This window comes from Chryseobacterium sp. PET-29, from assembly GCF_025736815.1.
GTDB lineage: Bacteria > Bacteroidota > Bacteroidia > Flavobacteriales > Weeksellaceae > Chryseobacterium > Chryseobacterium nepalense.
Genome location: NZ_CP107053.1, coordinates 1,012,341 through 1,025,463 on the forward strand (window position 1 = coordinate 1,012,341; position 13,123 = coordinate 1,025,463).

At 36.9% G+C, this 13,123-nt stretch carries 12 protein-coding genes; 10 read left to right on the forward strand and 2 right to left on the reverse strand.

Features of this window, described 5'->3' with window-relative positions:
- Window positions 1-26: 26 nt before the first annotated feature.
- The 10 genes from ODE14_RS04465 to ODE14_RS04510 all read left to right on the forward strand — a co-directional run bounded on the left by ODE14_RS04465 (window position 27) and on the right by ODE14_RS04510 (window position 10,124).
- Window positions 27-581, forward strand: a complete 555-nt coding sequence (locus ODE14_RS04465) for a TlpA family protein disulfide reductase (RefSeq protein WP_248393441.1) — start codon at window positions 27-29, stop codon at window positions 579-581.
- Window positions 582-596: 15 nt separating this feature from the next.
- Window positions 597-1,568, forward strand: coding sequence for an iron ABC transporter permease (locus ODE14_RS04470; protein ID WP_248393440.1), 972 nt, complete (start codon window positions 597-599; stop codon window positions 1,566-1,568).
- Between the two features lie 238 nt (window positions 1,569-1,806).
- Window positions 1,807-2,730, forward strand: coding sequence for an ABC transporter ATP-binding protein (locus ODE14_RS04475; RefSeq protein ID WP_263603120.1), 924 nt, complete (start codon window positions 1,807-1,809; stop codon window positions 2,728-2,730).
- Between the two features lie 163 nt (window positions 2,731-2,893).
- Window positions 2,894-3,343: a MarR family winged helix-turn-helix transcriptional regulator gene (locus ODE14_RS04480; RefSeq protein WP_248395005.1), complete on the forward strand. Its 450-nt coding sequence runs from the start codon at window positions 2,894-2,896 to the stop codon at window positions 3,341-3,343.
- Between the two features lie 102 nt (window positions 3,344-3,445).
- Window positions 3,446-5,839 carry a 3-hydroxyacyl-CoA dehydrogenase/enoyl-CoA hydratase family protein gene (locus tag ODE14_RS04485; protein ID WP_263603121.1) on the forward strand — a complete coding sequence of 798 codons (2,394 nt, stop codon included), beginning with the start codon at window positions 3,446-3,448 and terminating at the stop codon, window positions 5,837-5,839.
- A gap of 136 nt (window positions 5,840-5,975) precedes the next feature.
- Window positions 5,976-7,154: an acetyl-CoA C-acyltransferase gene (locus ODE14_RS04490; protein ID WP_263603122.1), complete on the forward strand. Its 1,179-nt coding sequence runs from the start codon at window positions 5,976-5,978 to the stop codon at window positions 7,152-7,154.
- A 53-nt stretch (window positions 7,155-7,207) separates the two neighbouring features.
- Window positions 7,208-7,339 (forward strand): four helix bundle protein, encoded by a 132-nt coding sequence (locus tag ODE14_RS04495; RefSeq protein ID WP_263603123.1) that lies wholly within the window; start codon window positions 7,208-7,210, stop codon window positions 7,337-7,339.
- An 18-nt stretch (window positions 7,340-7,357) separates the two neighbouring features.
- Entirely contained in the window at window positions 7,358-9,136 is a 1,779-nt protein-coding gene (locus ODE14_RS04500) for an acyl-CoA dehydrogenase family protein (RefSeq protein WP_263603124.1), read from the forward strand.
- A gap of 157 nt (window positions 9,137-9,293) precedes the next feature.
- A complete protein-coding gene (locus ODE14_RS04505; RefSeq protein WP_263603125.1) occupies window positions 9,294-9,575 on the forward strand; it encodes a hypothetical protein in 282 nt (93 codons plus the stop codon).
- 102 nt (window positions 9,576-9,677) lie between these two features.
- The gene (locus ODE14_RS04510; RefSeq protein WP_248393434.1) at window positions 9,678-10,124 is read left to right on the forward strand and encodes a phosphohydrolase; all 447 of its coding nucleotides are present in this window, start codon (window positions 9,678-9,680) and stop codon (window positions 10,122-10,124) included.
- A 55-nt stretch (window positions 10,125-10,179) separates the two neighbouring features.
- Here ODE14_RS04510 and ODE14_RS04515 read toward each other — a convergent pair whose 3' ends face one another.
- Complete coding sequence (locus tag ODE14_RS04515) at window positions 10,180-10,902, reverse strand: DUF2490 domain-containing protein (protein ID WP_248393432.1); 723 nt, start codon at window positions 10,900-10,902, stop codon at window positions 10,180-10,182.
- A gap of 75 nt (window positions 10,903-10,977) precedes the next feature.
- Window positions 10,978-12,789 (reverse strand): TonB-dependent receptor plug domain-containing protein, encoded by a 1,812-nt coding sequence (locus tag ODE14_RS04520; protein WP_263603126.1) that lies wholly within the window; start codon window positions 12,787-12,789, stop codon window positions 10,978-10,980.
- Between the last annotated feature and the right edge of the window lie 334 nt (window positions 12,790-13,123).

Genomic DNA, 13,123 nt, shown 5'->3' on the forward strand with positions numbered 1-13,123 from the left:
TTCAATTCAAAAATAGATAAAAAATAATGAAAAAGATAATCTTATCCACCCTTTTCCTGATTTCGGTTTTCAGTTGTAAAAAAGAATCTGCTAAAACAGAAGACGGAATGGCTGTGCAGGATTCTGCTTCTGTTTCAGAAACCACAGAAGCTCCCGCTGCTTTAAAAATGTACACTGCTGAACAGACTTCCGAGTTTTTAGGTAAAAAGAATGACACCTTATACGTTACCAATTTTTTTGCCACCTGGTGTGGACCTTGCGTGAAGGAAATCCCTCATTTTAAAAATAAAATACAGGAACTTAAAGGAAAGCCGGTTAAAATTACATTCGTAAGTGTAGACAGCAAAACCGACTGGAATACAAAAGTTCCCCAGTTTGTAGATGCACAGGGAATCCGCAACAACACAGTTCTGCTTGACGGACAGCTTCTTGGAGGCGATTTTTTTGCTGCTAATTTTAAAAGCTGGGATGGGGGCGCAATTCCTTTTACTTTTATGAGAAGAGGTGACAAGACCGATGAAACTTTGGGAATGATAAGCGAAGAACAGCTTACCGAAAAAATCAATTCTCTTTTAAAATAAAACATCAGACTTTTTATGTCAGATCAATTTAAAATCCTGTGTTTGGTTTTATTTCTTGCCATTTTATTGGCAGCAATCATTAACCTGAATACGGGGTTCTTAAGTTTAGATCTTCAGGACTTTTTTACAGAATCAGCAAATGGCCAGATTGCGGAAATTCGTGTAAACCGCGTGTTGATGATGCTTTTGGCGGGAATTTCTATTCCGACTTCCGGGTTTCTGATGCAGGAATACTTTCAGAATCCTCTTGCCGGGCCGGATATTCTCGGTATAACTTCTGTGGCAAGTTTATCGGTGGCGTTTTACATTTTTTTTTCACATGATCTGCTGATTCCGGAAATTCTCCAGAACAGCTTTTTAAGCTTTTCTGCCATTGGAGGAAGTTTACTGATGATGCTGATTTTTCTTTCTGTCACCAAAAAACTTCAGAATAAATCTTATTTAATTATTTTCGGTTTTCTGATCTCTGCCTTTTCCGGAGCCGTTGTTTCTCTATTACAATTGTATGCAGAAAATCAAAGTTTAAAAAATTATATTTTGTGGTCCTTCGGAGCGAATAATATGGTTTCCAGGAATCAGATTTATGTCTTGTCAGTTTTAGTTTCAGTGGGTTTATGGGTTTGTTTTAAAAGTATAAAACCTTTAATCGGAAATTCGTTAGGAACATCGTATGCGCAGAGCCTGGGAGTTAATCTGAACCAGCTTAAAATATTCATTATTGTTGCTTCATCCCTGCTTTCCGCTTCGGTAACCGCTTTTTTAGGTCCTGTTTTGTTTATAGGAATTATTGTTCCACACTTCTGCAGATTAATTTATAATCCGGCAAAACTCTGGCAGCAATGGATTTTAAACATGTTTTTAGGAATGCTGATCATGTTGATCTTCTCAATAATCGCAGAAAAAACTCAGATTCCGTTGAATGTGATAAGTTCAGTCTTTGGAATTCCTGTGATTTTGGGAATGCTTTTGAAGCAGAATAAAGTATGAAAATGAATTGTGAATGAGTAAATTGTTAATTTTAAAACTCTCTCGCGGATTTTGCAGATGGCGGAGATTTTTGAGTATACTTTAATTTTATTCCAAGTTTGTCATTCCGTAGGAATCTAAATTAACTTTGTAGAGATGCTTTCAGCATGACAAAATAAATATAAAAATTAAACATATTATTTAGTAATAGCTTAAAAATCTGTGGAAATCCTCGAAATACGTGGGAAATAAAAACAAAATGCACCTACAAATCAGACAAGCAAACCTCGGTTACAGTAAAACGTTAATCTCAAATGCAGATACCCATCTGAATCTGGGAGAGGTTTGTCTGCTTATTGGAAATAACGGGGTCGGAAAAACAACTTTAATTAAATCCATTTTACACCAGATTCCGCTTCTTAAAGGTGAAATCAGCATTAATGACAAAAATATAAAAGAACTTTCGGCGAAAGAAATTGCAGAGCAGATCGCTGTTGTTTTCTCAAGTTCGGTTATTCCTCAGAATTATACGGTTGAAGATTTGATTTCATTGGGAAAATATATTTATTATCCTTTTTATTTTGAACTTAAAAAAGAAGACCGAGACGAAGTCGCACATATTATTGAAAAACTGGATTTGGTTCAGTATAGACATACGCCACTCAGAAACCTTTCGGATGGAAATCTGCAGAAAGCATTTATCGGAAGGGCTATTACACAAAACTCTCCCGTTATCATTCTTGATGAACCGACAACGCATCTTGATGAAAAAAATAAAATCATTATTCTCAAAACACTTCGTTCTTTAGCCAAAGAACATCATAAACTTATCCTGTTTTCTTCTCACGACTGGAGGCTTGCTAAAGAATTTGCCGATAAAATATGGTATGTAAAAGATCAAAATTTATATACCGGTATGGTGGAGGATATTCTTTTGCAGCATGAAGAACTTACCCGTGCTACGCTCTTTGAGATCAATCCGGAATTTGTTCCGCCACATATCATTGCTCCGGATGTGTACAAAGAAATGTTGTTTTCATTACTACAGAAAAATTTCAGAAAAGATCTTTCCAGATTCACGTTTGAATTACACAATAAACAGTGGACGATTTCAGGATTTGCAGACATTCATCAATGTGAATCTTTTGAAGATATTGTTGTTTTATTAAAAACCATTCATTAATACTTTCTCTTTTATATTAAATTGATATATTATGCATGCATAGTATTATGCGCGTCATATCAATTAATCTTTTTATTATCAATGCGTTAACAAATTTTAACTTAAATAAATGCTATGCATGCATAATATTTAGTATATTTGGTTAAACCTTGATATGAAAATGATGGATAATAAAAAAGATAAAATAGAAAATGTTGATCTAATTCTCAAACAAACCTGGCTTGCCGTTTCAAAGATGTACACTGAAATGGCTCAGGAACACGATTCTACGGCTGTTCAGGCACTCACTCTTCTTAAAATAGATCCGAAAGAAGGAACAAGAAGTACAAATCTTGGTCCCAAAATGGCAATTGAACCTACATCTTTAACAAGAATTATCAAGCTTCTTGAAGATAATGGATATATCTACAAAGAAAAGACGACCACCGATAAAAGAGAAGTTATCATAAAACTTACTGATAAAGGACTTCAGTCAAGAAATATGTCTAAAGAAGTAGTGGTTAACTTCAATAAAAGAATCATGGAGAAAATTGCTCCTGAAAAGCTCGAAACTTTTAAGGAAGTCATGAATGAAATTATGAAGATCGCTACGGATTTAAACAACAGGAAATAATGTAAAGAGGTCTTCTGACAAACAGGATCTTTTAAATACATAACGGGAGCTTTCGCCATTCAGAATAGCAATAAAATTAAACAATTACAAATAATAAATCAAATGAAAAGAAGAATCAAACACGTCACAGTTCTTGGTTCAGGAATTATGGGAAGCGGTATTGCAGCGCATTTTGCCAATATTGGCGTTCAGGTGTCGTTGCTCGATATTGTTCCTTTTGAACTCACTGAAGCGGAACAGAAAAAAGGTTTGACCAAAGATGATAAGGCAGTAAGAAACAGGATTGCCTCGGAAAACTTTGAAAAACTTAAAAAAGCGAGTCCTGCCCTGCTCTATTCTCCGAAATTTGCTGACAGAATTAAAGTTGGAAACTTCGATGATGATTTACCTAAAATAAAAAATACCGACTGGATCATTGAAGTAGTTGTTGAAAAATTGGATATCAAGAAGTCGGTCTATGAAAAAATAGAACAGTTCAGAAAGCCAGGAACATTAATTTCTTCCAATACTTCAGGGATTCCCATTCATTTTTTAACAGAAGGAAGAAGTGAGGATTTCAAACATTACTTTGCAGGAACCCATTTTTTCAATCCCGTAAGATATCTTCCTCTTTTAGAAATTATTCCAACTCATGATACACTTCCTGAAGTAATTGACTTCTACATGAATTATGGTGCTAAATTTTTAGGAAAAACAACGGTTTTAGCAAAAGATACACCGGCATTTATTGCCAACAGAATCGGTGTTTTTTCTATGATGGATTTGCTTCACAATGTTCAGAAATTAGGTTTAACCGTTTCCGAAGTTGATAAATTGACAGGTCCTGTAATTGGCCGTCCGAAATCTGCAACTTTCAGAACTGCTGATGTTGTAGGTCTGGATACTTTGGTTATGGTAGCAAATGGTGTTCGCCAAAGTGGTGCTGAAGCTAATGATTTTAATGATGTCTTTGCACTTCCGGATTACATTCAGAAAATGGTTGATAACAAGTGGCTGGGATCTAAAACAGAACAGGGCTTCTATAAAAAGGTAAAAAATGCAGAAGGCAAATCTGAAATTCATGGGTTAAATCTTGATACTTTAGAATATGAACTTCAGGGGAAATCTTCTTTCCCGACGCTGGAATTAACCAAAACAATTGACAAGCCAATTGACCGATTTAAAGTATTGATCGGCGGAAAAGATAAAGCCGGAGAACTGTACAGAAAATCTTTAGGTGCATTGTTCGCTTATGTTTCTCATAAAGTTCCTGAAATCTCTGACGAAGTTTACAAAATAGACGATGCCATGAGAGCCGGATTCGGATGGGAAAATGGCCCGTTTGAAATTTGGGATGCCGTTGGCGTTCAAAAAGGTGTGGAATTGGCTAAAGATGCGGGGTATGAAGTTTCAGACTGGGTTAAAAATGTAGAAACATTTTATAAAGTTAATGATGAAGGACAAAGCATTTACGTTGATAAAAACTCCGGTGAATACAACAATATTCCGGGACAGGATGCTTTTATTATTTTAGATAATATCAGAAAGAATAAAACACTTTGGAGTAATTCTGGTGCCGCTATTGAAGATTTGGGCGACGGAATCATCAACTTTGAAATCCGTTCTAAAATGAACTCTTTAGGAGGCGAAGTTCTGGATGGATTAAACAGAGTGATTGATTTAGCTGAAAAAGAATATGACGGATTGGTAATCGGAAACCAGGGAACCAATTTCTCTGTAGGTGCCAATTTAGCAATGATTCTGATGATGGCTATCGAGCAGGATTGGGATGATCTGAACATGGCAATCGCTTATTTCCAGAAATCAATGATGAGAGTTCGCTACTCATCTATTCCTGTAGTTGTTGCTCCTCACGGAATGACACTGGGTGGCGGTTGCGAAATGACCATGCATGCCGACAGAGTGGTTGCAGCAGCGGAAACCTATATCGGACTGGTTGAAACCGGAGTTGGTGTTATTCCCGGCGGTGGAGGAACTAAGGAATTGACCTTGAGAACTTCAAGAGAATTCCACAATGATGATGTGAAAAACAACAGATTGCGTGATGCTTTCATGAATATAGCGATGGGAAAAGTAGCTACTTCCGCTTATGAAGCGTACGACATGGGAATTCTTGAACATGGGAAAGATATCGTGGCAGTTGACAAAAGAACGCAGATTAAAACCGCAAAAATGCTGGCTAAAAGCTTAGCAGAACATGGTTACACACAGCCTATCGAACAAAGGGTAAAAGTTTTAGGTAAAGATGCGCTTGGAATGTTCTATGTAGGAACCGACCAGATGCTTACCGGAAATTATATCTCCGAACATGACAAGAAAATCGCAGACAAATTAGCCTACGTCATGGTGGGAGGAAATCTTTCCGAACCAACTGTGGTTACAGAACAGTATTTATTGAATCTTGAAAGAGAAACTTTCCTGGAGCTTTGCGGAGAAAGAAAAACATTAGAGAGAATTCAATATATGTTGCAAAATGGCAAACCGTTGAGAAACTAACAGAAGCTTCGTAGGAGCGAACTGTTAATAGCAGAATAATATAAAATTGATAAAAGCTAAAGTTTTTGAGCCCGGAAAGGGCGAAATAAAATAGCATCAGGTGAAAACCGGTGTAAATCCGAAATAATTTAAACAAATGAAAACAGCATATATCGTAAAAGGGTTCAGAACGGCCGTTGGGAAAGCACCCAAAGGAAGTTTACGATTCACAAGACCCGATGTAATGGCGGCAACCGTAATTGAAAAATTAATGGCTGAACTTCCGCAATTAGATAAAAACAGAATCGATGACCTGATTGTAGGAAACGCTATGCCCGAAGCTGAACAAGGCTTAAATGTGGCACGTCTGATTTCCTTAATGGGTTTAAACACCGATAAAGTCCCTGGAGTTACCGTAAACAGATACTGTGCATCAGGAAGTGAGGCGATTGCCATTGCTTCTGCAAAAATTCAGGCCGGAATGGCAGACTGTATTATTGCCGGAGGTACAGAATCGATGTCATACATTCCGATGGGAGGATATAAACCTGTTCCTGAAACAGATATTGCCAAAACAAACCCCGATTATTACTGGGGAATGGGCTATACTGCTGAAGAAGTGGCTAAACAGTATAATATTACGAGAGAAGAACAGGACCAGTTCGCTTTTGAATCTCATATGAAAGCCTTAAAAGCCAATCAGGAAGGCAGATTTGCCAGTCAGATTGTTCCGATTCCTGTTGAATATAATTTTCTGGATGAAAATCAGAAGATACAGTCTAAAAAATTCGATTTCTCAGTAGATGAAGGTCCGAGAGCTGATACGTCTCTGCAGGGTCTTACAAAATTAAGACCTGTTTTTGCTAATGGTGGAAGCGTAACCGCCGGAAATTCTTCTCAGATGAGTGACGGAGCAGCTTTTGTGATGGTTATGAGTGAAGAGATGGTAAAAGAATTGGGTCTTGAGCCGGAAGCAAGATTGGTTGCTTATGCAGCTGCAGGATTAGAACCGAGAATCATGGGAATGGGACCTATATACGCTATTCCAAAGGCCTTAAAACAAGCAGGTTTAGAATTAAAAGATATTGAATTAATAGAGTTAAACGAAGCATTCGCATCGCAGTCTGTTGCTATTAAAAAAGAATTAGGCTTAAATCCGGATATTCTCAATGTAAACGGAGGAGCAATCGCTTTGGGTCACCCTCTTGGATGTACCGGAACGAAGTTAACCGTTCAGCTTCTTGACGAAATGAGAAAACGCGGAAACAAATACGGAATGGTTTCCATGTGCGTAGGAACAGGACAGGGAGCAGCAAGTATTTTTGAATTGCTTTAAAGATAAAAAGAGAATAGACAGATAGATAATAGATTAAACACAAGAAATGATGAATGATTATAAAAAAATCTTTTAGTCATTTTTTTAATATTTCTTTAGGTTCATCATTTGAATTGCAGACACAAATATTGTTAGCAAATCATAGAAAATATTTATCTGATTATCTAAAAGTCTCAAAAAAATAAATAAAAATCAAGTATTAAATGGGAAATATAGTAAAAGGTGGTGAATTCTTAATTAAAGAAATTCCTGCAAACGAAATCTTCAGTCTTGAAGAACTGAATGAAGAACAGAAAATGCTTCGCGATTCTGCGAAAGAATTTATAGACAGAGAAGTCGTTCCGCATCATGATCGTTTTGAGAAAAAAGATTATGCATTAACAGAAGAAACAATGCGTAAACTTGGAGAAATGGGACTTCTTGGAATCACCGTTCCTGAAGAATACGGCGGTCTTGGAATGGGATTCGTAAGCACAATGCTTGCTTGCGACTATGTTTCGGGAGGAAATGGTTCATTAGCAACAGCTTACGGAGCTCACACTGGAATCGGAACACTTCCAACCCTCCTTTACGGAAGTGAAGAATTAAAAAAGAAATATCTTCCGGATCTGGCTACTGGAACGAAATTCGGAGCTTATTGTTTAACGGAACCCGATGCCGGTTCTGATGCCAACTCTGGAAAAACAAGAGCGAAATTATCTGAGGATGGAAAACATTATATCATCAACGGACAAAAAATGTGGATTTCCAATGCAGGTTTTGCGGATACATTCACTTTGTTTGCTAAAATAGATGATGATAAAAACATCACAGGTTTCGTCATCAACCGTTCTGAACTTGAAAATCCTGAAAGCTTAACTTTCGGTGAGGAAGAGCATAAATTAGGAATCCGTTCGTCTTCTACCCGTCAGGTTTTCTTCAATGATATGAAAGTTCCTGTTGAAAATATGTTGGGTGAAAGAAATAATGGTTTCAAAATCGCTCTAAATGCATTGAATGTTGGCAGAATTAAGTTGGCGGCAGCTAATCTTGACGGACAAAGAAGGATCTTAAACCACTCTATTCAATATTCAAATGAAAGAAAACAATTTGGCGTTTCTATCTCAACTTTCGGAGCAATCCGAAAGAAAATTGCGGAAATGTCCACCGGAGTTTTTGTAAGTGAAGCGGGATCTTACCGTTTGGCAAAAAATGTTGAAGATAAAATTGCAGAATTAGTTGCAGGCGGAATGGATCATCAGCAAGCTGAATTAAAAGGTGTTGAAGAGTTTGCGGTAGAAGCATCGATTCTTAAAGTTTTTGTTTCAGATCTTACACAAAATACAGCAGATGAAGGAATCCAGATCTATGGAGGAATGGGATTCTCAGAAGATACTCCAATGGAATCTGCATGGAGAGATGCAAGAATCGGAAGAATTTATGAAGGGACCAACGAAATCAACAGACTTCTTGCCGTTGGAATGCTGATCAAAAGAGCAATGAAAGGAGAATTAGACTTATTGTCTCCGGCCATGGCAATCAGCAAAGAACTGATGGGAATTCCGTCGTTTGAGGTTCCTGACTACTCTGCTTTTATGAGTGAAGAAAAAGCAATCATTGCCAATCTTAAAAAAGTATTCTTAATGGTTTCAGGTGCTGCGCTTCAGAAATATATGATGGATATTGAAAAACAGCAGCATTTGTTACTGAATGCCTCTGAAATTCTTAACCAGATCTATATGGCAGAATCTACAGTGTTGAGAGCCGAAAAACATTTCTCACCGGATTCTGTAGAAGCAGCAATGGCTCAGCTGAATCTTTACAAAGCCGTTGAAAAAATCATTACTGCAGCAAAAGAAGGTATTGTTTCTTTCGCTGAAGGCGATGAGCAGAGAATGATGCTGTCCGGATTAAGAAGGTTTACAAAATATACCAACCATCCGAATGTAGTGGCATTAACAGAAAAAATTGCTGCCCATTATATTGAAAAAGGAGCTTATTAGTCTTTTATATATAAATTTGATTTCAAGGCGTCTCAATGTTGAGACGCTTTTTTATTGCAACAAAGAATACCAAAATGAAGTGTAGAATGTAATAAAAATAAGATTTAAGTTGTTTTTACTATGCCTAATTATAGTTTAATATTAAAAATTTTTACTGATGAAAATACTAGTACTTCCGGTTATATTGTTTGCAGTGTCTGCTTCGGGACAGCAGAAAGAAAAGAAACTTCTGATACCCCATGATACTACGAAATACAAGAAGTCTTATTTCCCCGATAAAGAAATGAAGCCGTCCGATCCTCAAAGAAAAATATACAAAATGCCTTCTGCAAAACCTGATGAGTCGGTATATTCCAGCCTCAAAGACAAAAGAAAAGATACTACGGATTATAAGATGCTTAATTCTATAATACCTGAAAAAGATTCGGATAATAAATAATTATATTTGAATTAGGCCGGCATGTGTAATACACAAAATTATTATTAAAAAAATGTTTCAGATGTTGAGGCATTTTTTATTTTTGTACTCTACTTATTAACGATGACAAAAGAAGAACTGCTCAACAGAGCAATAAAAATAGCCGACAAGGCACATAAAGGACAGACGGATAAATACCATGCACCATATATTGCCCATGTCATGCGTGTCATGGAATACGGAAAAACGTTGGATGAAAAAATCGTAGGCGTTCTCCATGATGTTGTTGAAGACCATCCACAGGAATTCAGCCTGGATTATCTGCGTGGCGAAGGCTTTCCGGAATATATCATTTTTGCGATCAGCTGCCTTACTAAGTTTGACCCGGATGAAGAGTATGACGATTTTGTAAGAAGAACCGAGCGTTCACCATTAGCCGTTGCCGTAAAACTTAATGATTTAAGGGATAATATGGATCTTCGAAGAGTAAACCGAGAGCTGACTCCTAAAGACATCAAAAGATTTAACAAATATCTTAAGGCCTATCATTATCTTATTGAAAAATATTGATAGGGACTGCTAATATCCAATTTAACCAGTTTGTAATAAGAATTAAGAAAACAGCTTAATCCGCGCCAGGGAAGTCATAGGTCTTTTTGGGATGCTTCGTCCCGTCGATATTAACGTTTAAAGCCAAATATACAAAGTGGAAATTTTTATTTCCCGAAGCTTCAAATTCCCTCTGCCATAAATAACCGCCGAGAACACCGAAGTAGTCGTCAATCTGATAGCCGAAACCGCCATATACCCTGTTCCTGGCGAAAGTAGGCTTCATCGGGCTTACAAGGAAAATTTCGTCATACACATTGGCGAAAACAGTTCCTTTTTTCACTTCTTTTGCATTCAGCGGCACACTTATGTTCAGACGGTATCTGTAGCGCATTCTTTCAGAGCTTTTGTCGGTTTGAGGTTCATAGAACCAGCTCTTTTCCGCACGAAGCCTGTTTTCAAATTTCACGATGCCTTTTTTAAAATCAATGACGTCCTGAAGCCAGACCCTGAATTCTTCTTTATTAATTTTCTGGTCCTTGTAAGTGGCATATCTTCCCAATCCGATAAAAGGCTTGTGATTTTTAGTAAGGTTATAACCCAGTCCGCCCTTTATTTCATAGTAATCCGGATACGTGTATTCCTGGATTCCTCTCGACTGTCCTTCAGCGTATAGAAAAAACTTCGGATGAAATTTATAGGTAATGGTCAATGCATTAAAACTGGAAATATGTTCCTGTGCTTTGAGGGATATTACACTTAAAAATAACCCCAAACCTAAACCGAATGACAATTTCATCTGAAAAAAATTTTTGCAAATGTAAATTAATTAACAATTTGTTAATATTAACTTTGATTCATTAATAGTTAACAATTATTTAATATTAAAATTGTAAGATAATCCTATATGAAACCATCTTTGTGGCATTTCAACACCGAATGTTTCTGTATATGAGATGTTTGTTAAATTATTAATTAGAACATACACCGAGAAATCTTTTTTAACAAAACTTAATTTATCATCTACCAGGTTGTAGCTGCCGTTATTCAGCCTTTCGTTATAACGATAGACCACTTCATTTGTGAAATTTTTCAGGAAGCGTGTTTCTAGTTTCGCGATAATTTGGTGCTTTAAATTATCTAATAAATATCTTGCCGAAAAATCTGCGGGCTTGTTTAATATGTTATCTAGGTAGGTATAGCCAATAGTATATTTCAGCCAGTACTTCAACTGGTGATTGAATTCTACCTCAATTCCTTTTACCGTGGTTTCTCCTATGTTTCGGGCATACCATACCGGGTCTTCAGGTTTCATCTTTGTCCAATCAATAGCGTCATTGGTATCTCTTAAAAAACCGCTTACTTTAGCTAAAATATTCTTGGTCTGAAACTGGTACCCGATTTCTGCATAGACTGCATTTTCAGGTAGAAGATCAGGATTTCCCTGTTCGGTTTTGCTTGTATAATAAAGATCGGTGAAGGTCGGAATACGGTGTACCTTGGCAATATTTCCGTATACTTTGTTATTCTGGTTAAAGCTGTATCCGATGTCCAGTCCCGGATAGAAAAAGTTTCCCTCATTAGAATAATTGGCCCATGATATTCCCGGACTGATATTCAGTTTATGGTCTAAAAGTGAAAAATGATGCTCGAAAAACACCTGAGAAACAAAACGGTTTCTTTCTCCCAGATTATTGCTTGCCAGAAATTCTTTTCTTAGTTCAACACCAATTCCTGTTGTTCCAAGTGACCAGTCATAGCCTGAATTGACTTCCCCTCCCACATTATTTCCGATATGCATATTGCGGTAAATTTCAGGCTTCTGTCGGTTAAATAAATACATGTCCTGCCCTCTTCGCCAATATACATTTGAATTTAATTTTAATCTTCCAAAGGTCTGCTGATGCGCAAGGCTGATCACGGAAGCCTGCACTTCTTCATATTGCTCAGTTGCCGCCTTTGAAGCGTAAAATCCGTTAGCCCCAAATTTTTTTTCTGAAAATCCTGCCTGAAGCCTTATATTTCCGTCTTTTATATTCAGTTTGCTTTGATAAAAAACATTCCTGATTTCATAATCCGTATTATACATATAGCCTTGCGACCCGGAAGAATTAGCCTGTAACGAATTGGAAAATTTTTCAGTTCCAACCTGCGCGTTGAATCCAAGCTCATAGGTTTGATAATCTCCGCCTTCAACATTTATTTTCACCCTTTTTCCAGGATTTACTTTGGTAATGATATTGATGACGCCGGCATAGGCATTTTGCCCGAAACGCCTTGCTGCAGGACCTTTTATCACCTCAATTCTTTCTACATCACTGAGGTCGACAGGAAGGTTCATCGAATTATGGCCGGTCTGGGAATCATTCATCCTGATTCCGTTAAGAAGCAAAAGAACCTGCTCAAAAGAGCTTCCCCGAAAACCGATGTCACTCTGCACTCCATTGGCCCCTCGCCTTCTGATATCCATTCCCGTTACCTGCTGCAGGATTTCATCAATACTTTTCGCAGGAGAATTAATAATTTCCTCTCTGGTGATCACCGAGATATTCTGGTTGGCACTTTTGTACGGGGTGGAAAAAAGTTTTCCCTGAATTTCAATGGCTTCAATATCGGTAGACTTTTCCTGTGCCTGTGCAAAAAATAAGGTTGCGAGAAAAAAAATACTTCCTGCTTTTCGTATCATATGTCAGATTTATAGCTAATTATTTGTGATGCCAAAAGTAATGGAGTTCACGAATACTTACAAATGATAGTTGTCATAAAAAATGCAGCTTTTAAAAACTGCATTTTTGGAATTATCGTTGTTATCTTTTTCTCATCAAATGTGCAATCAGATCTCTTAAGAACTTTCTCATATCTAATTACATTGATCCTGCAATGTTAGATAATTTTATAACAGTATGCAATGTTTTTAAAATAAAATTATGTTAAATACATGCAAAAATATTCAAAAAATCCTTTAGAGAATTTGGATCTCATTAACCCTAACAAATCCGCCAAAATTTCGTAATTTTGTT